General features: G+C 71.1%; 17 protein-coding genes. 6 read left to right on the top strand and 11 right to left on the bottom strand.

Annotated features, from left to right (window positions below):
• Positions 1-77 precede the first annotated feature (77 nt).
• Positions 78-1,256 carry a helix-turn-helix transcriptional regulator gene (locus ACIPFH_RS27995; protein WP_401830606.1) on the bottom strand — a complete coding sequence of 393 codons (1,179 nt, stop codon included), beginning with the start codon at positions 1,254-1,256 and terminating at the stop codon, positions 78-80.
• 62 nt (positions 1,257-1,318) lie between these two features.
• Here ACIPFH_RS27995 and ACIPFH_RS27990 point away from each other — a divergent pair, with 62 nt between their 5' ends.
• The 5 genes from ACIPFH_RS27990 (at position 1,319) to ACIPFH_RS27970 (ending at position 7,936) form a co-directional block, all read left to right on the top strand.
• Positions 1,319-2,890 (top strand): MFS transporter, encoded by a 1,572-nt coding sequence (locus ACIPFH_RS27990; RefSeq protein WP_401830603.1) that lies wholly within the window; start codon positions 1,319-1,321, stop codon positions 2,888-2,890.
• Between the two features lie 201 nt (positions 2,891-3,091).
• Positions 3,092-3,853 carry a DeoR/GlpR family DNA-binding transcription regulator gene (locus ACIPFH_RS27985; protein ID WP_401830602.1) on the top strand — a complete coding sequence of 254 codons (762 nt, stop codon included), beginning with the start codon at positions 3,092-3,094 and terminating at the stop codon, positions 3,851-3,853.
• A 146-nt stretch (positions 3,854-3,999) separates the two neighbouring features.
• Positions 4,000-4,947, top strand: coding sequence for a 1-phosphofructokinase (pfkB, locus tag ACIPFH_RS27980; protein WP_401831131.1), 948 nt, complete (start codon positions 4,000-4,002; stop codon positions 4,945-4,947).
• Positions 4,948-5,302: 355 nt separating this feature from the next.
• Entirely contained in the window at positions 5,303-7,453 is a 2,151-nt protein-coding gene (locus tag ACIPFH_RS27975) for a fructose-specific PTS transporter subunit EIIC (RefSeq protein ID WP_401830600.1), read from the top strand.
• A 219-nt stretch (positions 7,454-7,672) separates the two neighbouring features.
• Positions 7,673-7,936 (top strand): hypothetical protein, encoded by a 264-nt coding sequence (locus ACIPFH_RS27970; RefSeq protein ID WP_356255427.1) that lies wholly within the window; start codon positions 7,673-7,675, stop codon positions 7,934-7,936.
• A gap of 42 nt (positions 7,937-7,978) precedes the next feature.
• On the opposite strand, the gene ACIPFH_RS27965 is transcribed toward ACIPFH_RS27970, so the two are convergent.
• From ACIPFH_RS27965 to ACIPFH_RS27950, 4 genes are all read right to left on the bottom strand, one after another.
• The gene (locus ACIPFH_RS27965) at positions 7,979-8,737 is read right to left on the bottom strand and encodes a DUF6227 family protein (protein WP_401830598.1); all 759 of its coding nucleotides are present in this window, start codon (positions 8,735-8,737) and stop codon (positions 7,979-7,981) included.
• Between the two features lie 177 nt (positions 8,738-8,914).
• On the bottom strand, positions 8,915-10,141 hold the full coding sequence (locus ACIPFH_RS27960) for an Ig-like domain-containing protein (RefSeq protein WP_401830597.1): 1,227 nt from the start codon (positions 10,139-10,141) through the stop codon (positions 8,915-8,917).
• A gap of 189 nt (positions 10,142-10,330) precedes the next feature.
• Positions 10,331-11,359 carry a P1 family peptidase gene (locus ACIPFH_RS27955; RefSeq protein WP_401830595.1) on the bottom strand — a complete coding sequence of 343 codons (1,029 nt, stop codon included), beginning with the start codon at positions 11,357-11,359 and terminating at the stop codon, positions 10,331-10,333.
• A gap of 50 nt (positions 11,360-11,409) precedes the next feature.
• Entirely contained in the window at positions 11,410-12,678 is a 1,269-nt protein-coding gene (locus ACIPFH_RS27950) for a low temperature requirement protein A (protein ID WP_401830593.1), read from the bottom strand.
• A gap of 119 nt (positions 12,679-12,797) precedes the next feature.
• Here ACIPFH_RS27950 and ACIPFH_RS27945 point away from each other — a divergent pair, with 119 nt between their 5' ends.
• Positions 12,798-12,980 carry a hypothetical protein gene (locus tag ACIPFH_RS27945; protein WP_401830590.1) on the top strand — a complete coding sequence of 61 codons (183 nt, stop codon included), beginning with the start codon at positions 12,798-12,800 and terminating at the stop codon, positions 12,978-12,980.
• 79 nt (positions 12,981-13,059) lie between these two features.
• Here ACIPFH_RS27945 and mscL read toward each other — a convergent pair whose 3' ends face one another.
• The 6 genes from mscL to ACIPFH_RS27915 form a co-directional block, all read right to left on the bottom strand.
• Positions 13,060-13,527, bottom strand: a complete 468-nt coding sequence (gene mscL / locus ACIPFH_RS27940) for a large conductance mechanosensitive channel protein MscL (RefSeq protein ID WP_401830588.1) — start codon at positions 13,525-13,527, stop codon at positions 13,060-13,062.
• A 108-nt stretch (positions 13,528-13,635) separates the two neighbouring features.
• Positions 13,636-14,301, bottom strand: a complete 666-nt coding sequence (locus ACIPFH_RS27935) for a hypothetical protein (RefSeq protein ID WP_401830585.1) — start codon at positions 14,299-14,301, stop codon at positions 13,636-13,638.
• 164 nt (positions 14,302-14,465) lie between these two features.
• Positions 14,466-15,308 (bottom strand): S-methyl-5'-thioadenosine phosphorylase, encoded by an 843-nt coding sequence (locus ACIPFH_RS27930; protein WP_401830582.1) that lies wholly within the window; start codon positions 15,306-15,308, stop codon positions 14,466-14,468.
• 75 nt (positions 15,309-15,383) lie between these two features.
• Entirely contained in the window at positions 15,384-15,704 is a 321-nt protein-coding gene (locus ACIPFH_RS27925) for an FmdB family zinc ribbon protein (RefSeq protein WP_356255402.1), read from the bottom strand.
• A gap of 67 nt (positions 15,705-15,771) precedes the next feature.
• A complete protein-coding gene (locus tag ACIPFH_RS27920) occupies positions 15,772-17,064 on the bottom strand; it encodes an MFS transporter (RefSeq protein ID WP_401830580.1) in 1,293 nt (430 codons plus the stop codon).
• Positions 17,065-17,342: 278 nt separating this feature from the next.
• A complete protein-coding gene (locus ACIPFH_RS27915) occupies positions 17,343-18,845 on the bottom strand; it encodes a potassium/proton antiporter (protein WP_401831129.1) in 1,503 nt (500 codons plus the stop codon).
• Positions 18,846-19,065: the final 220 nt, after the last annotated feature.

Raw genomic sequence — 19,065 nt, 5'->3', positions numbered from 1 at the left:
AGGAGGCGCGACGAGGCTCGACGAGGCGCGACAAGGCTCGACGAGGCCTGACGCGCGCACTCTCCGCGTTCAGTCGCTCAGCGCGCGCCCTTTCCGCGCTCGCCGCCGCCATGGGCACCGCTTCCCCGCTCACCCTCTGCGGGCTCGCTCTCTCCGCCTCCCGCCGCTCGTCCCAACCGTCCGCCCAACTTCTTTACGCAGTCCACCAGTTCCTGCGGCCCCCCGACCGAGAACTCGCAGCCCAGCATCGCCAGCCGCATGGCGACCCACTCCACCGGATCACTGGTCGTCCCCCGAATCCGGCATCCGCCCTCGCCGTTCGGCGGCGCCTGTTCCTGTGCCCGTGGCTGTGCCAGCGCCTCCGCCCGTGGCTCCGCGTCCGCCTCCACCCGTGGCTCTGCTTGCGTTTGTGTCTGCACCTGGGTCCGTGTCCGTGCCTGCGCTCGCGGGTTCGCGACCGGCGTTCCCAGCCACGTCGGCAGTCGTGCGGCGACGAACTCCGGCGGTGCCTCGAACGTGACGTCGAGTTCGTACTCGTAGGCGTCGGACCGCCGTTGGATGGACCGCCGGAGGTATTCCGCCGCGCTCCCCGTCGGCAGCTCGCGCGGAGTGAAGCGGGCGCCGGTCGCGAACGGGTCCCCGACCCGGTCCACGCGGAAGGTCCGCCAGTCCTCGCGGTCGAGGTCGTACGCCACCAGGTACCAGCGTCGGCCTGTGGACACGAGCCGGTAGGGCTCGGTCAGGCGGCGCGATTCGGTGCCGTCCTTCGCGCGGTAGGCGAACCGCAACCGTTCCTGCCCGGCCACCGTGGATGCCATGACGGTCAGCGTTTCGGGGGCGATGCTCGCGCCGTCTCCGCTGGTCAGGGGTGTGGTCGCGGCCTGGAGGGTGGAGACGCGGTGGCGCAGCCGGGCCGGCAGTACCTGCTCCAGCTTGGCCAGGGCCCGTACGGACGCCTCGTCGACGCCCTCCAGCGCGTGCCCGGCCCCCGCCCGCAGGCCGACCGCGATCGCGACCGCCTCCTCGTCGTCGAGGACGAGCGGCGGCATCGCCTTGCCCGCGACCAGCCGGTACCCGCCGTCCGAGCCCAAGGTGGCCTGCACGGGATAGCCCAGGTCACGGAGCCGGTCGATGTCCCGTCGGACCGTGCGGCGGGAGACCCCGAGCCGGTCGGCGAGCTCGCCGCCGGGCCATTCGCGGGGCGTCTGGAGGAGGGAGAGGAGTTGCAGCAGCCGAGCCGGAGTGTCCGTCGTCATGCGTCCGAGGATGCCGCACAACTAGGACACGATCTGACCTAGTGCGGTCCTACTGTCACACCATGACCTCCACGGAGACCTTCCCCGAGAACCCGCCAGAGTCCTCGCCCGAGTCCTCGCCCCACCCGCGAACGGGGCAGGCGGTGCAGGGTGACCGTCGTCGCTGGTTCGCGCTCGCCATCGTGATGACCGCGGCTTTCATGGACCTCGTCGACGTCACGATCGTCAACATCGCCATCCCCTCCATCCAGGAGGACGCGGGCGCCTCCTGGAGCCAGATCCAGTGGATCACCGCCGGTTACGCGCTCGCCTTCGCCGCCGGGCTCATCACCGGCGGCCGGCTCGGTGACATCCACGGTCGCAAGCGGCTGTTCCTCCTCGGTATCGGCGGCTTCACCCTCGCCTCCGCGCTGTGCGGCTTCGCCGCGAACCCGGAGATGCTGGTCGCCTCCCGCATCCTCCAAGGCGCCATGGCGGCGATGATGGTGCCGCAGGTGCTGTCGATCGTGCACGCCACCTTCCCGGCGCACGAGCGGGGAAAGGTCTTCGGTCTGTTCGGCGCCATCGTGGGGCTGGGGGCCGTCTCCGGGCCGCTGCTCGGCGCGCTGCTGACGGAGTGGAACCTGTTCGGTCTGGAGTGGCGGCCGATCTTCCTCATCAACCTGCCGGTCGGCATCGCGGGACTGATCCTCGGCAGCCGCTTCATCACGGAGTCCAAGGCGCCGAAGGCGCTGAAGCTGGACCTCGTCGGCGTCGTCCTGGTCACCCTCGGCCTGCTCATGCTGCTCTACCCGCTCACCCGAGGCCGCGAGCTGGGCTGGCCCGTCTGGGGGTACGTGTCGATGGCGGGCTCGCTCGTCGTCTTCGGGGCGCTGGTCGCGTACGAGAGGCGCAAGGGCGCGCGGGACGGCTCGCCGCTGATCGAGCTCTCCCTCTTCCGGGTGCGCAGCTTCGCGGCGGGCGTCGCCGTGCAGACCGTCTTCGGGGTCGGACTCGGTGTGTTCTTCCTGGTCTGGACGCTGTACATGCAGACGGGGCTCGGCTGGAGCCCGCTGCGGGCGGGTCTGACCGGGGTTCCCTTCTCGCTCGCCGTCTCCACGGCCGCCGGGCTGTCCGTCCAGAAGCTGGTCCCGCGCTTCGGACGCAAGGTTCTCCAGACGGGTGCCCTGGCCATGGCCATGGGAGTGCTCCTCTACATCTGGGAGTCCCAGCGGTACGGCCTCGGCATCACCTCGTGGCAGATGGCGCTCCCGCTGGTCGTCATGGGCGTCGGCATGGGGCTGATCGTCGCTCCGCTGACGGACGCGGTGCTGTCCGATGTGCCGCGCGAGCACGCGGGTTCGGCGTCCGGCCTGATCAACACCGTTCAGCAGATGGGCAACGCGCTCGGGCTCGGTCTCGTCGCGGTCGTCTTCTTCGGCCAGATCGGCGACCGGCTGACCCGAGCCGAGGTGGGCCCCGCCTTCGTGAACGCCTTCGAACACGCTCTGGGCTGGGTGGCCCTGGTCATGGTCGCCATCTTCCTGCTGATGTTCGCCCTGCCCAAGCGCCCGGCCCAGCATGTGGAGGGCGGCGCCACGGACCCCTCGGAGGCGGCCCCCTCCGGGGAGCGGGAGCCCGAGCTCGTCGCCTGAGCCGAGCTTTCCGCGCGAGGGCCCGTCACCGCAGTGGTGACGGGCCCTCACACGTGTTTCCGACCGGCAGCGGGGACGGCGAAGTCCGTTCCTGCCCGAATCGTGCCCGAACCTGTTTACTTTCTGGAAATCCGGGCGTACCTTGCGAGGCGAAACCACAGGTTCGGGCACAAAGCTGATGACGGTCGGAGGAGAACGGACATGTACGCACCGGAGCGGCAGCAGGAGATCCTGCGGCTCGCCCGTGACGGCGGCCGCGTGGACGTCCTGTCGCTGGCCGAGGAGTTCCAGGTCACGGCGGAGACGATCCGCCGCGATCTGAAGGCCCTCGACCGTGCAGGCCTGGTGCGTCGCGTGCACGGCGGTGCCATACCGGTCGGACGCCTCGACTTCGAACCGGACCTCGCCGAACGCGAGGGCACCTCCGCCGACGAGAAGGACCGCATCGCCAAGGCGGCCCTCACTGAACTGCCGTCCGAGGGCACGATGATCCTCGACGCCGGCACGACGGTCGCCCGCCTGGCCGCGGCCCTCCCGCTGGAGGCCTCGCTCACCGTCGCCACACACAGCCTGCCCATCGCGGCCCGCCTCGCGGACCACCCTGGCATCCAGCTCCACCTCGTCGGGGGGCGCGTACGGCACCGCACACGCGCCGCCGTGGATGCGTGGGCGCTGCGTGCGTACGGCGAGATCCGTGCCGACGTCCTGTTCGTCGCCGCCAACGGCTTCTCCACCGAGCACGGGTTGACCACTCCCGACCTCGCCGAGGCCGCGGTGAAGCGGGCGGCCGTCGCCGCCGCGCGCCGCGTGGTGCTGCTCGCCGACTCCGCCAAGCACGGCCAGGAGCACTTCGCCCGCTTCGGCGACCTGAGCGACGTGGACCTGCTCATCACCGACAGCGGGCTGAGCCCCGAGGACGCGGCCGCCATCGAGCGCGGCGGCACGGAAGTAGTACGCGCATGAGCGGCACCGGCTCCCGTGGCACGAGCCCCAGTGCTACGCGTACGGGTGATTCGAGCCCGACGGGCGTGCGTACGAGTGGTTCGAGCATGAGCGGTACGAGCACGAGTGGTTCGAGCATGAGCAGTACGAGCACGAGTGGTTCGAGCATGATCCTCACCGTCACCCCCAACCCGTCCCTGGACCGTACCTACGAGGTCCCCTCTCTCGACCGCGGTGAGGTCATCCGCGCCACCGGCGAGCGGATGGACCCGGGCGGCAAGGGCGTGAACGTCTCGCGCGCCGTCGCGGCCGCTGGGCGGCGCACGGTCGCCGTGCTGCCCCTGGGTGGTGCGCCGGGCGCACTGGTCGCCGATCTGCTCGACGCGCAGGGCATCGAGGTCGCGCCGGTCCCGGTCGCCGGAGCCACCCGCTCGAACATCGCGCTCGCGGAGTCGGACGGCGTCCTCACCAAGATCAACGCGCCCGGGCCCGAGCTCTCGCCGGAGGAACAGGAACTGCTCCTGGAGACGGTGCGCGAGCAGTCGCGCGACGCCGACTGGATCGCCTGCTGCGGGAGCCTGCCCCGGGGACTCGCGCCCTCCTGGTACGCCGAGGTGGTCGCACGGGCGCACGCCGGGGGCGCGCGCATCGCCCTGGACACCTCGGGGCGCGCCCTCCTGGAGGCGCTGCGGGAGCGGCCCGACGTGGTGAAGCCGAACGCCGAGGAGCTCGCGGAGGCCGTCGGGCGCCCTCTGGCCACCGTGGGCGACGCGGTGAAGGCGGCCGAGGAGCTGCGCGAGATGGGCGCCCGCGCCGTGCTCGCGAGCCTGGGCGCGGACGGACAGCTGCTCGTGGAGGACACGGGAACCTGGTTCGCGAGCGCGCGCGTCGACGTCGTACGCAGCAATGTGGGCGCGGGTGACTCCTCCCTCGCCGGCTTCCTCGTCGCCGGCGGCCGCGGCCCCGCGGCGCTCGCCTCCGCCGTCGCGCACGGTGCGGCCGCCGTCCAGCTGCCCGGCAGCGTGATGCCGACCCCGGACGACCTGGACCCGGCGGCGGTGACGGTCACGGCGCACGTGCCGGTGGACCGTGAACTGAAGGAGCCGGTGTCATGACGACGCCTTCCGCGTCCCCTGCCCTCCCGGTGATGCCGGAACTCCCGGTGATGCCTGTGTTGCCGACGTTCCCCGGGAGGCCGTCGATGCCCGGCGAACAGGCCCTTGAGAGGGGGCGTTCCTCGTCACTCGCCGTCCGGCGCGAGCGGCGGGGCCGCCGCCTGAGCCGCGCTGCCGAGCGGGGGAGTCACAGCCCGACCCCTCCGAACCCGTCCGCCACCCCGCGGACGCGGGGCTTCCCCGGCCCCGCCTCCCTCTCCCTCACCTCCCCCCACTGCACCGCCGTGACAACCCCCGTCCCCACCCCCGCCCACCGCCCCGTGCCCCGGGCGATACGCGTGCGAAGGAGCCCGCGATGAGCGACATGATCACCGCGGACCTGGTCGATCTCGACCTGTCCGTCGAAACAAAGGAAGCGGCGGCGCGGTCCCTCGCCGAGCGCATGGTGGCCCTGGGCCGGGTGACCGACCTGGAGGGCTTCCTCGCCGACGTGGCCGCCCGTGAGGCCCAGATGCCCACCGGCCTCGACGGCGGCATCGGCATCCCGCACTGCCGCAGCGCCCACGTCACCGAGCCGACGCTCGCCTTCGGACGCAGCGCCGCCGGCATCGACTTCGGCGCCGCCGACGGCCCCGCCGACCTGATCTTCCTGATCGCCGCCCCCGCCGGCGCGGACGACGCCCATCTGACGATCCTGTCGTCGCTGGCCCGCCAGCTGATGAACGCCGAATTCACCGACGCCCTGCGCTCGGCCGGCGACGCGGCGGCCGCGGCGGCGCTGATCCGCGGCGACGAAGTCCCGGTCGCCGAAGTCCCGGTCGCCGAAGTCCCGGTCGCCGAGGCCCCCGTCGCCGAGCCTTCCGTCGGCGAAGCCCTGCCCGCCGCAGCCGAAGACACTTCCGCAGACTCCGTGTCGGCGTCGGCGGCGGCCTCCGCCGACGCCGACACGGTCACCACCGCGGACGCGCACGCCGACGACACGGACGCCCGGCCCGCGCGCCCCTTCCGGATCGTCGCCGTCACCTCCTGCCCGACCGGCATCGCCCACACCTACATGGCGGCCGAGTCCCTGGAGAACGCGGGCCGTGAAGCAGGCGTCGAACTCGTCGTCGAGACGCAGGGTTCGGCCGGCTTCACCCGGCTCGACCCGGCCGTCATCGCCGCGGCGGACGGCGTGATCTTCGCTCACGACGTCCCCGTGCGCGAGAAGGACCGCTTCGCCGGCAAGCCCACCGTGGACGTCGGCGTGAAGGCGGGCATCAACCGTCCCGCCGCGCTCATCACCGAGGTGCGCGGGAAAGCGGCGCGCGGTGAGGCGACCGCGGCGGCGACCGGCGGCGGGACGCCGGTCGAGCGGACCGGTGAGTCCGGGGACAGCTACGGCACCAAGCTGCGCAAGTGGCTGATGACGGGCGTCAGTTACATGGTCCCGTTCGTCGCCGCGGGCGGTCTGCTGATCGCGCTCGGGTTCGCGATCGGCGGCTGGGAGATCAACAAGGCGCCCTCGGTCATGGAGCACTTCTCCTGGACCCAGGTCGACAGCTGGGGCGCCCTGCTGTTCCAGATCGGCGGGGTCGCCTTCGGCTTCCTCATCCCCGTTCTCGCCGGGTACATCGCGTACGGCATGGCGGACCGCCCCGGTCTCGTGCCCGGCTTCGTCGGCGGCATGATCGCCTCCAACATCGCGGCCGGCTTCCTCGGCGGTCTCGTCGCCGGTCTGCTGGCGGGCGGCATCGTCCTCGCGATCCAGCGGATCAAGATCCCGCCGGTGCTGCGCGGCATCATGCCGGTCGTGGTGATCCCGCTGATCTCCTCGCTGGTCGTCGGCTTCCTGATGTTCGTCGTGGTCGGCAAGCCCATCGCCGAGGCCCAGAAGGGCATGACGGACTGGCTGGCCGGCCTCTCCGGCACCAACGCCGTCCTGTTGGGCGTGCTGCTCGGCCTGATGATGTGCTTCGACCTCGGAGGCCCCGTCAACAAGGTCGCGTACGCCTTCGCCACGGCCGGTATCGCGGTCCAGGACCCCAGCGACTCCGCGATGAAGGTCATGGCCGCCGTGATGGCCGCGGGCATGGTCCCGCCGCTGGGCATGGCGCTCGCGACCACCGTCCGCAAGCAGCTCTTCACCCCGACCGAGCGCGAGAACGGCAAGGCCGCCTGGGTGCTGGGCGCCTCCTTCATCTCCGAGGGCGCGATCCCGTTCGCCGCGGCCGACCCGCTGCGCGTCATCCCGGCCTCGATGGCGGGCGGCGCGGTCACCGGTGCCCTGTCGATGGCCTTCGGCGCCACGCTCCGCGCCCCGCACGGAGGCATCTTCGTGGTCCCGCTGATCGGCAACCCGTTCCTGTACCTGATCGCCATCGCGGCGGGCGTGTGCGTGACGACGGCCCTGGTCGTCGTCCTCAAGGGCCTCCGCAAGCCGGCCCCCGGCGCCTCCGAGCCCGGGATGACGGAAGACCCCGCGGCCACCACGACGGCGCAGACGAAGCAGCCGGTGGCCGCGTGACGTCCGCGGCTGTCCGCGACCGCGTGCGGCTGCATGCCGCTGCCGGCGACTGTCTTGGCCGGTGTCGGCCGCGGGCCGCGGCCATGGGTGACCATCTGCGGTGATTCGCGAATCTCCGCATGGAACGGGCCTATCGCGTGATCTGCGCGATAGGCCCGGCCTGCGAGATACGTCACGGTCCGGGGCCTGGGTCCCGGACCGTGGTGTCTACTGGTTGGTATGCCTGTGCATCTCACGCCCTCTCAGCTGGCGGCCCTGACCGTCCTCGCCGTGGCGTCCATCGCCTGGCTGATGTTCGTGACCCGCCTTCTGCGGCGCGGCCGCTCAGGCAGCGAGACCCACGCCGTGCTCCCCGCCCCGCCGGCCCTGCCCGCCCTGCCGCGCCAGCGGCAGTCCGGTCCCCGCCTGGAGACCGTCGAACTGACCCCGGCGGAAAAGGACGCCTTCGCCGGCCTTGTACGACAGCTCAGTGGTGGCGGCTGAACGGCAGCTGGTGGCGGCGGCTGAACGACAGCTCGGCGGCATTCACTGAACGGCTCGGGATGCCTGCGCCGCCCTGCGTTCCATCGCGTCCCTGGCCGCGGTCTCGGACACGTAGACCTCGCACATGTGCCGCCCGTCGGGCGTAGCCGTGTGCTCGACCTCCCACAGGGAGATCTCCCGGCCGTCACGCAGCAGGAACGCGTGCTCGTAGAGCGAGTAGCCCAGGCCGATCCGTCCCGCCCGGCAGGGACGTCCGAAGGCCTGGGTGATCTGGTGCGCGAAGGCCGACTTCAGCAGCGCGGACGTGTCCGCGTCGGGCCGGTCGGGGTTCTCCGCGCGGCGCAGCAGTCTGCGCGCGTGGTCCGCCGAGTCGTCCGGCACGTACACGTGCCGAGGCCCTGGGACCGGCGAAAGCTGCACCAGCACCGGCAGTTCGAAGTCCGGCGTGTCCGACGGCAGCGGCAGCCGGGCCGTGGCGGCGCGCAGCTCCTCCTCGTCGACGTACACCTCGTGCTGCGGCTCGCTGCCCGGCGCGGTGTTGTGCACGAGCTCCCACAAGGTGAGCGCGCAGCCGTCGGCCAGTAGCCAGGTGTGCCGGTACGTCTCCCGGTGCAGACCCGCGCTGTGGTGCGCGGAGTGCAGGGAACTGTCATGGGCGAGTGCGCAGTCGAGCCGCCGCAGGGCTTCGTCAGGCAGCTCGAACGAGTTCAGGGCGCGACCGAGCAGTCGCGCGAGGTGCTCCTCCGGAGACTCGGGCGACTCGGCTGGTTCGTACGCTGTCGTCTCGTACGGAACGCTCAAGGTTTCTCCCGGCGTTGCTGCATGTCACCTTGTGGGTGCATACCGTAGCCCCTCGGTCGGACATCATGTCCGGGAACCGAGAAAACGTACGCCGTGAAAACGAGGCGGCCGCGCGAAAAATTCCCGCGCGGCCCGACGGCCCGTCAGAAATCGCCGGTCAGAGGGTGTCTCCGGCGATCAAGCGGTGCCCCCTGCGGTCCACTCGGCCCAGGACATGTTCCAGCCGTTGAGCCCGTTGTCCGGGGAGACCGTCTTGTCGGGGGAGTTCTTGACGATCACCACGTCGCCGATCAGCGACTTGTCGTAGAACCACTTGGCGGACGTGTCGCCCTGCGCGCCCTGTACGTCCGCGAGCCCCACGCAGCCGTGGCTGGTGCCGGTGCGGCCGAAGGGAGGGTTGCCCTTGTTGTACCAGTAGTTGCCGTGGATGAAGGTGCCGGACGTCGTCAGGCGCATCGCGTGCGGGACGTCCGGGATGTCGTACTCGGCTCCCAGGTTGACCGTCCGGCTGTTCATCCGCGTCTGGGTGAACTTCTCGGAGATCACCATCTGGCCGTTGTACGTGGTGTGCGCAGCGTCGCCCGTGGAGATCGGAACGGTCTTCAGGGTCTGCCCGTCCCGCACCACCGTCATGGTCTGCGTGTTCGCGTCGACCGTGGAGACCTGCGAGCGCCCGATCGTGAAGGTGACCGTCTTCTTCTGCACCCCGTAGACGCCGTTCGCGCCCTCGACGCCGTCCAGGTCGATCTTCATCGTGACCTTGGAGCCGGCCTTCCAGTACTCCTCGGGCCGGAAGTCGAGTCGCTGCGCCCCGAACCAGTGCCCGGCCACCTGCTGGCCGCTGCTGGACGTGACCGTGATGTGCGACTGCACGGCCTTCGTGTCACCGATGGCCTTGTCGAAGGTGAACGAGACCGGCATGCCGACGCCGACCGTCGTGCCGTTGTCCGGGGTGTAGGTCCCTATGAAGCTGTTGGCCGACGTGACCGTGGTGAAAATGGAGTTGGCGGCGGCGGTCTTGCCGTTCGAATCCTTCGCGGTCGCCGAAATCTGATACTTCGTCCCGCGCTCCAGCTGCTCCTTCGGCTTCCAGGTGCTGCCGTCGGCCGACAGCGAGCCCTCGACGGCCTGCCCCGACCCGGCCACCGTCATCCTCACCTCGGTGATCCGGCCACCACTCGCCTTCACGCCGGTCGCGTTTATCGACGCGCCTGTCGAACCGTCCTTCGCCGAGATGACGATCTTCGCGGTGGACGTCTTGACGCTGCTCCCGCCGCCCTTGGCGTCGTCGGTCTTGTCCTTCGCGGTGGCGCTGCCCCCGCAGGCGGTCAGGGTCAGGGCACCGACCACCAGGGCGGCACAGGCTCCCACTGCGCGCCGCACCGCTTTGTCCGCCGTTGTCACTGGCTGCTCCAGCTTCATGTGATGTGAGTGATCCGCTCCGGTACGTGGAGAAGGAGGGGCCCGGCGGCCAGTGAGGTTCCCTCCGGCCGCCGTTGGCACCATCACGTGACAGAACCCGGACAATCGGCCGCCCCGGTGCCCCGGTCTCCAAGGCGGTGCTCGTCTCGACACTCTTCTCGGGCCGCGGCGTCACCGGCCGCCGTACAACTCCTCGTACGACGGCCACGCCCCGCCCGGCCCGTCCACCGACTCGGCGGCGCGTACGGCCCGTACGATCGCGCGCGTCACCATGTCGGCGCCCGCCGCGAGGACGTCGTTCAGGGCGAGCGGGCGCTCGGGGTCGAGGGGACGGACGCCTGTCGCCAGTGTGAAGACCGTGTCCCCGTCGTTGAGCAGGTGCACCGGCCGCACGGCACGCGCGATGCCGTCGTGCGCCGTGCCCGCCAGTTTCTGCGCCTGTGCCTTCGACAGATCGGCGTCGGTGACGACCACCGCGAGCGTGGTGTTGAGCGGAGGAGGCGCGCTCAGCGCAGCGGCCTCGGCGAGACGCCGGCGCGCGGCCTCGTGCACGCGACCCTCTGGGTACTCCACCCGCCCCTGGAACAACTCCCCGTACAACACGCCCGTCTCAGGATCCGCCACCGACCCCGCCGCGTTGGCCACCACCAGCGCGGCCACCGTGATCCCCGAGTCGAGCAGCACGCTGGCGCTGCCGACCCCGCCCTTCATCGGCCCGACAGCCGCACCCGTCCCGGCGCCCACGCACCCCTCCAGCACCCGGGCCCCGGGAGCGCTCGCCGCGGCCGCCTCCACGGCCGCCCGGCCGGTCGCCGCGTCCGGGCGGGCCCGGAAGTCGCCACCCCGCCCCAGGTCGAAGACACAGGCCGCGGGCACCACCGGCACGACGTGCGCCGGGTCCGTGCCGACGCGGACTCCGCGCCCCCGCTCCTCCAGCCAGGCCATCACACCGGAGGCCGCGTCGAGCCCGTAGGCGCTGCCGCCGGTCAGCACGATCGCCTCGACCCGTTGCACGACATTGCGTGGGTCGAGGGCGTCGGTCTCCTTGGTGCCGGGACCGCCACCGCGCACGTCCACGGCGGCCACGGCACCGCCCGCCGGCGCGAGGACGACCGTCGTACCGGTGAGCCAACCGTCGCCGGTCCGCGTGGCGTGTCCCACGCGCACGCCGGCGACGTCCGTCAGAGCGTCAACTGTCATGGGAGCCAGTCTCGCCCCGCTCGCGCCCCGCGCGGTGGTGTCACACCACGTCACACCACCGCGCTCGAAGTCCGCGCGGAGCTCTCCCGCGACTCCCGCGCGACCAGGCGCGCGGTCAGGGTCGTCCCGGTCGCCACCGCCAGCGCCGACACCAGGCCGGCCGCGAGGACCGCCCACTCGCCGACGAAGGTGCAGCAGATCACCAGCGCCGCGGTGACGGGCAGCACCAGCTGCTGGGGCAGGCCCACCTTGAAGTGGCGTGCGTGCAGCGCCCAGACCGTCAGCAGGTACAACGCCGTCGGCACGGTGACCGCCATCGATGCGGCGCGCGTGGAGAGATGGGCCTCGCCGACCGCCTGCTCGACCGCGACCTCCAGGCCCGCGCCGATGGCCGCGGCCGAGGCGAAGACGAGGTAGTGCCCGTAACCCCACAGGAACGACTGCCTGTTGGAACGCAGATGGCCATGGATGGGCACCACGAAGTAGATCCACCAGGCGGCGAAGACGATCAGCAGCCCTCCCACCGCGATCGGCAGCAACTCGCCCAGCGCGTCGTTCTTCTCGATGCCGGACTTCACGGCGACCGTGGCCGCCGCGATCGTCTCGCCCAGCACGATGATCGTGAACAGCCCGTAGCGCTCCGCGATGTGATGCGGATGCCAGGACGTCGGATGGTCCTTCTCCGCGTAGATCGGCACGCACATCTCCAGCGGTGCCATCACCAGGAACAGCCAGGCCCTGCCGCCCTCGGGCAGAATCAGCAGCCCCAGCCAGCCGATCTGGCAGAGCAGCACACCCCCGGCGTACCGCAGGGCCATCGTCCGCTCCGCGCCCTCGGCGGACCACGCGACGCGCAGCCACTGCGAGCTCAACGCGAACCTCATGATCGCGTAGCCCAACCAGACGGCCACGAACTCGTGGTCCTCGAACGCCCGTGAGACGCCCGCCGCGAGCACCAGGACCCCGGCGATCTGCACCAGCGTGACGATCCGGTACAGCACGTCGTCGTTGTCGTACGCCGAGGCGAACCAGGTGAAGTTCATCCAGGCCCACCAGATGGCGAAGAAGACCATCGCGTAGTTGAGGATTCCCTCGCCCGCGTGGGACTCGGCCACGGCGTGCACCAGTTGGATGCCCGCCTGGGCGATGGCCACCACGAAGCACAGGTCGAAGAACAACTCGAGTGGCGAGGCGACCCGGTGCGTCTCGCCCCGCCCGCGCGCGGTCAGCCTGCGCAACGGCTTCATGCGGCTGGGTGCCGGGGGGACGGGAGTCCCTGAGGGAGGGGGAGTGGCCGACGGGGGCGTGCTGGACGTCATGGGTACCAGCACAGCAGACAACCGTCGGAAAATCTTCCACGGAATCCATGGGTCCGCGGAGTGCGCGGCCGGCGGTCCGGCCCAGACCCGAGCGGGTGCCGGGGCCGTACCCTGGACGGATGAGCACCTCCTCCGCCTCCGAGCCGCGCGACCCGAAGGCCGCGCTGATCTTCGACGACCCGCTGGACCGGCAGTCCTCGGACGACACCGACCGCGGATGGGGCGAGCGGCCGGCCTCCGAGGCCGGCAGCGCCGCCGACCTGAAGCGCTTCCTCGACGAGAAGCCGCCCCACCACGTCTGAAGCCGACGTACCGGGGCGGTGCTCCGACAGGCCCGGTGGCCCCGGCGGAGCACCGACCGCAAGGCTCCCAGGAGCGTTGCTACCGCTCGTTGTGGCCCGTTCCCCGCTGGGCCACCAGGGCGTCGCGAATCTCCTTGAGCACCTCCAGCTCGGTCACCTCGATGACCTCGTGCGTGCCCTCCTTGGCCTTCCTGCGGGCCTCCACCGTCGCCAGGTACTTCGACATGGGCAGGACCATCAGGAAGTAGACGACCGCCGCGGTGATCACGAAGGTCAGGGTCGCGCCGAGGACGGACCCCCACAGGATCCGGACGCCCGTCGCGCTGTCCCCCGTCCCGGTGCACGGACCCTTGAGACAGGAGCTGTAGCTGTCCAGGTTCTTGGTGCCGACCGCCCCGATGAGCGGGTTGATGATCCCCTTCACCACCGAGTTGACGATGTTCGTGAAGGCCGCGCCGATCACCACCGCGACCGCCAGATCGACGACGTTCCCACGCATCAGGAAGGTCTTGAAGCCCTGCCAGACGCTTGCCTTCTTTTCGCTCACCTCGGGGACACTCCTCGCATGTACAGGTTGTGGAACAAACAGCTCCGCAACCTACGTCAACGCCAGGCGGCCGTGTCCAGTGCGGGCCCTCGAAAGAAGGACTCGACGTCACCACAGGGTCACCGCCAGCCGAGCCGTCGCGCTCGCCCCCGCCAGGCGCGCGGCGGTGGACCGGGGCACCGAGAGGACGACCAGCGCCCCGTCGTCAGCCGCGCCGACAGTGCTGTCCAGCGGCTCCGGCACCTTCGTCACCAGTGCCCCGTGCGCGACCACATGAGCGTCGACGCCCGTGCCGCCCACGCCGCCCGTCGCCGTCTGCTCGGCGGCGATGACGTCCACCCGGTCACCGGGGCGCAACAGCCGGACCGTGGCCGCGTCGGCGATCCGTACCGGCGCCGTCACCTTCTCCACGGCGCGAAAGCCATGCTGTGGGGCGCTCGCCGACGCCTGTGCGCGGGCGTGCGCCCCCCTGCGTGCGTCCGCGCGTGACGCACCCTCACCGGGATGCGTGCGCCCCGAGGCGCCGTCCCCCGGGCCGGCCACCACGAGCGCGACTGCGGTCACGGCGAGGCTTAGGGCGAGCGCCCGCCGCCGGCTCCGTACGAGCCGACCCAACCGGTACCGTCCGCCGCGAACCCGCACGGGAGCGAAGGACGGCACCTCGCAGGTGGCCGGAGCGTCCGCGCCGGGTGGGCGCGCCACGAACGGGAAAGGGGAGGGTGCAGGGAAAGGGAACGGACGGGGAGGAGACGGCGGAACGCGGGAGTCGGACATGGATCACCACCTGCGAGGAGGGACGGGCTTGCGAAGCCACGATGAGGCTTCGCGCCGCCGCTCGCCGGAACCGGTGGACCACGGACGGGTTGTGGACAACTCCCTCACCCGAAGGAGAACTTCCGCTCCGAGGACCCGCCTTTCCCGGCCCTGCCGGCGACCCGTCAGGGCAGATCGAACCCCGGATCCAGTCCGCCCAGCGCGTTCACGCACAGGCAGTCCCGCTCCCCGTCGGAGGGCAGCGCGGCCACCGCGTCGAACAGCACGCCCCGCAGCCGGTCCACGTTCGCCGCGAACACCCGCAGCACCTCCTCGTGCGACACGCCCTCACCGCTCTCGGCGCCCGCGTCCAGATCGGTGACCAGCGTCAACGATGTGTAGCAGAGCTCCAGTTCCCGGGCGAGCGCGGCCTCCGGATGGCCCGTCATGCCCACCACCGACCAGCCCTGAGCCTGGTGCCACAACGATTCTGCACGAGTCGAGAACCGCGGCCCCTCGATCACGACCAGTGTCCCGCCGTCCACCGGCTCCCACTCCTGGCCGCGCGCTGCCTTGAGGGCCGCCGAGCGCCCCACCGGGCAGTAGGGATCGGCCAGGGACACGTGCACCACGTGGGGAACCGTGCCGTCGGGCAGGGGCAGCCCGTCGAAGTACGTTCCGGTCCGCGACTTCGTACGGTCGACCAGCTGATCGGGTACGAGCAGTGTGCCGGGCCCGTACTCGGGGCGAAGACCGCCGACCGCGCACGGCCCGAGTATCTGGCGCGCCCCGACCGAGCGCAGTGCCCAAAGGTTGGCCCGGTAGTTGATCCGGTGAGGCGGCAGATGGTGTCCGCGGCCGTGCCGGGGCAGGAAGGCGACCCGTCGGCCGGCGATCTCGCCGAGCAAGAGCGAGTCGCTGGGCGGTCCGTAGGGGGTGTCGACCTGGAGCTCGGTCACGTTGTCGAGGAACGAGTAGAAGCCCGAGCCGCCGATCACGCCGATCTCTGCGTTCGCCTTGTTCGCCATGCGTCGCACCCTAACGGCCCCGGGAAACGCCGAAGACCCCGTCGTCGTACGACGACAGGGTCCCGTGAGCGAGCCTTACGCGGCTGAGCTGCTGCCGGTCGAGGTGCCGGTGCTCGACGACTTCGAGTCCGAGGACGAGGTCGACGAGGTCGACGGCTTCGAGTCGGAGCCGGACGTCGACGTCTTCGTGGACGGCGCCGGCGAGCTGCTCGACGAGGAGCCGCGGCTGTCATTGCGGTAGAAGCCGGAGCCCTTGAAGACGATGCCGACGGCGGAGAACACCTTCTTGAGGCGGCCACCGCAATTGGGGCACTCGGTCAGGGCATCGTCGGTGAACTTCTGCACCGCCTCGAGGCCCTCGCCGCACTCGGTGCACTGGTACTGGTAGGTCGGCACTGTCTTCCTCCTGGCACTCTCACTCAGTGAGTGCTAACGACGGTCTATCTTGACGCATTCCCGAGGATCAGTCCACTGTCACCGGCACGCGGTGACCGACGCCACGTGCGACGGTCACCCCGCGAGGGCGCGTCGCGAGCCGTGAACGCAGTGCCAGCAGGGTCGCCAGGGCCAGCACCGTGCCGCCCATGGGCACCAGGAAACCGGCGCCGCCCCAGAAGCGGTCCTCCAGCTGTCCGGCCACGGTGACGGCCGCCGCCTGCCCGAGCGCGACCGCGCCGGTCAGCCAGGTGAACGCCTCGGTGCGGGCGCCGGCCGGGACCAGGTCCTCGACCAGGGTGTAGCCGGTGATCAGCGCGGGCGCGATGCACATACCGACCAGCAGGCCCAGGCCCGCCAGTACCAGCAGCGAGTGCGCGGCCCACAGGCCGGAGGCGACGAGCGCCAGCGCGGCGTAGGCGACGACCAGACGCCGCCGCGGGGCGACCTTCCAGGCGATGGCGCCGCAGACCAGGCCGGAGAGCATGTTGCCCGCGGCGAAGGTGCCGTACAGGATCCCGTTCAGGCCGGGCTCGCCGATGGACTCGGTGAAGGCGGCCAGCGAGACCTGCATGCCGCCGAACACGGTGCCGATGCCGAGGAAGGTCACGATCAGCACCCGCACCCCGGGGACGCGCAGGGCCGAGGCGTGCTCCACGCGTGCGTGCCCGGCGACGGCGATGTGGGGCTGGGTGCTCTTCCGCGCGGCGAACAGCAGACCGCCGAACAGGGTCAGCGACGCCTCGGTGATCAGGCCGGCGGCCGGGTTGAGGCCGGTGCACAGGGCGGTCGCCAGCAGCGGGCCGAAGACGAAGGTGAGCTCGTCGGTCACGGACTCGAAGGCCGCCGCGGTGGTCATCAGGGGCGAGCCCTTCAGCTGAACGCCCCAGCGGGCCCGCACCATGGGCCCGATCTGCGGCACCGAGGCGCCGGTGGGCACGGCCGCCACGAACACCGTCCACAGGGGCGCGTGACTCAGGGCGAGCACGGTGAGGGTGAGGCCGGACAGGGTGTGCACGAGCACGCCGGGGATGAGTACCGCGCGCTGCCCGTAGCGATCGGCGAGACGCCCGCTGTAGGGCGCGCACAGGGCCATGGAGACACCGGTGACGGCCGCGGCGGCACCGGCCGAGCCGTACGAGCCGGTGGTGTGCTGCACGAGCAGCACGATGGAGATGGTGAGCATCGCGAACGGCTGTCGGGCGGCGAAGCCGGGCAGCAGGAACGTCCAGGCGCCGCGGGTGCGCAGCAGCTGCCCGTATCCCGGGCGGGAAGGGGCCGACGAGTCCTTCGACGGCTCGGTGGTGACCGTGGATGCCACGGCCCGTGCCTTTCTGCCGCCTGGTAGCGCGACCCCGTTCTGTGGACGGAGGCGCCGAGAGCTGTCCTCTTGCGCGTGCTGCGGTAGATGCCGGTGCTCGCCGCACGAGGGTGCTCCGGCCGCCATACGGTCGCGCCAGCTCTGCGTCAGGCAGAGTTGGTTCGATCAAGGTGTGCCTTCATCTTACAGGGATCAAGGCTCTTCACCCCTGTGAAAATGAGCACCATAGGGCGAGTCGCCTCCGAATGAAGGGGGTGTGAACGGTGCGAAACCTGCACTTAACGCGCGCCGCCCGTGCCCAGCCACCCGGCGAGTTTGCCGCCGTGTCCCACGGCGCGCAGTCGCCGTTCGGCCGCGTCGCGGACCGGGTCGGTGGCGACGACGAGAAGTTCGTCTCCGTGCCGCAGCACGGTCGTCGGCAGCGGCACGAACGACGTCCCGTCGCGCACGACGAGGGTGACGGCCGCCCCGGCCGGCAGCCGCAGCTCGTTGACCTCGACGCCGTGCATCTTCGACCCCTCGGGGATCGCCACCGACAGCAGATGCCCGCGCAGTCGCTCCAGGGGCGCCGATTCGACGCCGAGATCGGCGGCCTCGGGGTCCCCGCCCAGCCGCAGCTTGCGCGCCAGCCAGGGCAGCGTCGGTCCCTGGATCAGGGTGTAGACGACGACCAGCACGAAGACGATGTTGAAGATGCGGCGGCTGGCGTCGACGCCGTTCACCATGGGGATCGTCGCCAGGATGATGGGGACGGCGCCGCGCAGCCCGGCCCAGGACATGAGCGTCTGCTCCTGCCAGGGCACCCGGAACGGTGTGAGGCACACCACGACGCTGAGCGGGCGGGCCACCATGGTCAGTACCAGGCCGATGACGAGCGCGGGCAGCACGTCGTCGCCCAGTTCGTGCGGGGTCACCAGCAGGCCCAGCAGCACGAACATGCCGATCTGCGCGATCCAGCCGAGGCCGTCGGCGAACCCGCGGGTGGCCGGCCAGTGCGGCAGTTTCGCGTTGCCCATGACCATCGAGGCGAGATAGACGCCCAGGAAGCCGCTGCCGTGCGCCAGTGAGCCGGCCGCGTAGGCGGTGACCGCGATCGCCATGACGGCGATCGGGTAGAGGCCGGAGGCGGGCAGCGCGACGTGCCTGAGGCCCCAGGAGCCCAGCCAGCCGACCGCGAGGCCGATGGCGGCGCCGATGGCCAGTTCAAGCACTATCTCGCCCAGCAGCAGGTACCAGTGCTCGACGGGGCCCGCTGTGGAGAAGGCGACCACCAGGATGACCACCGGGGCGTCGTTGAAGCCCGACTCGGCCTCCAGCGTGCCCGTCACGCGTGCGGGGAGGGGGATCTTGCGCAGGACGGAGAAGACCGCCGCCGCGTCGGTCGAGGACACCACCGCGCCGATGATCAGCGCCTGTCTCCACTCCAGCCCGGTCACGAAGTGCGCGGCCGTCGCGGTGACGCCGACGCTGACCGCGACCCCGGCCAGTGCCAGCGCCGTGGCGGACGGCAGGGCCGGTTCGATCTCCTTCCACTTCGTGCTGAGGCCGCCCTCGGCGAGGATCACGACCAGGGCGGCGTACCCGATGACCTGGGTCATCTCGGCGTTGTCGAAGTGGATGTTGCCGATGCCGTCCTGGCCCATGAGGACGCCGATGCCCACGTACACGAGCAGGCTGGGGAGCCCGCTGCGCGAGGAGATCCGGACCGCTGCGACGGCGACGAGCAGGACGAGCGAGCAGACGAGCAGGAGCTGGTTGAGGTGGTGGACAGTCAGCGGCAGTTCCCTTCACCGGCGCGCGCGGCTTGAGCGCGGGCGCACATGTGCATCGGATACATCGGACACGAAGCTGCGCGCTCCGGACCCAACTACTTCGTTACCTTACCTAACTCTTGACGATTTCTTGACACTCGCTGAGGGAAGATCGAACACTCCTCCGTGCTGGTACCCGACTCCGCGTCAAGTGGCTCGAGGCCCTGCGCCTATGGTTGCTCCAGCGCTC

The organism is Streptomyces sp. NPDC088157 (assembly GCF_044741545.1).
GTDB lineage: Bacteria > Actinomycetota > Actinomycetes > Streptomycetales > Streptomycetaceae > Streptomyces.
This window is presented reverse-complemented; position numbering and strand designations above follow the sequence as displayed.

Bases quoted from the DNA above. Each gene is read 5' to 3' on its own strand.
- ACIPFH_RS27935 (WP_401830585.1), bottom strand. From the start codon at position 14,301: ATGTCCGACTCCCGCGTTCCGCCGTCTCCTCCCCGTCCGTTCCCTTTC.
- ACIPFH_RS27950 (WP_401830593.1), bottom strand. From the start codon at position 12,678: ATGACGTCCAGCACGCCCCCGTCGGCCACTCCCCCTCCCTCAGGGACT.
- ACIPFH_RS27930 (WP_401830582.1), bottom strand. From the start codon at position 15,308: ATGGCGAACAAGGCGAACGCAGAGATCGGCGTGATCGGCGGCTCGGGC.
- ACIPFH_RS27970 (WP_356255427.1), top strand. From the start codon at position 7,673: ATGCCTGTGCATCTCACGCCCTCTCAGCTGGCGGCCCTGACCGTCCTC.
- ACIPFH_RS27945 (WP_401830590.1), top strand. From the start codon at position 12,798: ATGAGCACCTCCTCCGCCTCCGAGCCGCGCGACCCGAAGGCCGCGCTG.
- ACIPFH_RS27975 (WP_401830600.1), top strand. From the start codon at position 5,303: ATGAGCGACATGATCACCGCGGACCTGGTCGATCTCGACCTGTCCGTC.
- pfkB (WP_401831131.1), top strand. From the start codon at position 4,000: ATGATCCTCACCGTCACCCCCAACCCGTCCCTGGACCGTACCTACGAG.
- ACIPFH_RS27985 (WP_401830602.1), top strand. From the start codon at position 3,092: ATGTACGCACCGGAGCGGCAGCAGGAGATCCTGCGGCTCGCCCGTGAC.
- ACIPFH_RS27955 (WP_401830595.1), bottom strand. From the start codon at position 11,359: ATGACAGTTGACGCTCTGACGGACGTCGCCGGCGTGCGCGTGGGACAC.
- ACIPFH_RS27995 (WP_401830606.1), bottom strand. From the start codon at position 1,256: ATGACGACGGACACTCCGGCTCGGCTGCTGCAACTCCTCTCCCTCCTC.
- ACIPFH_RS27990 (WP_401830603.1), top strand. From the start codon at position 1,319: ATGACCTCCACGGAGACCTTCCCCGAGAACCCGCCAGAGTCCTCGCCC.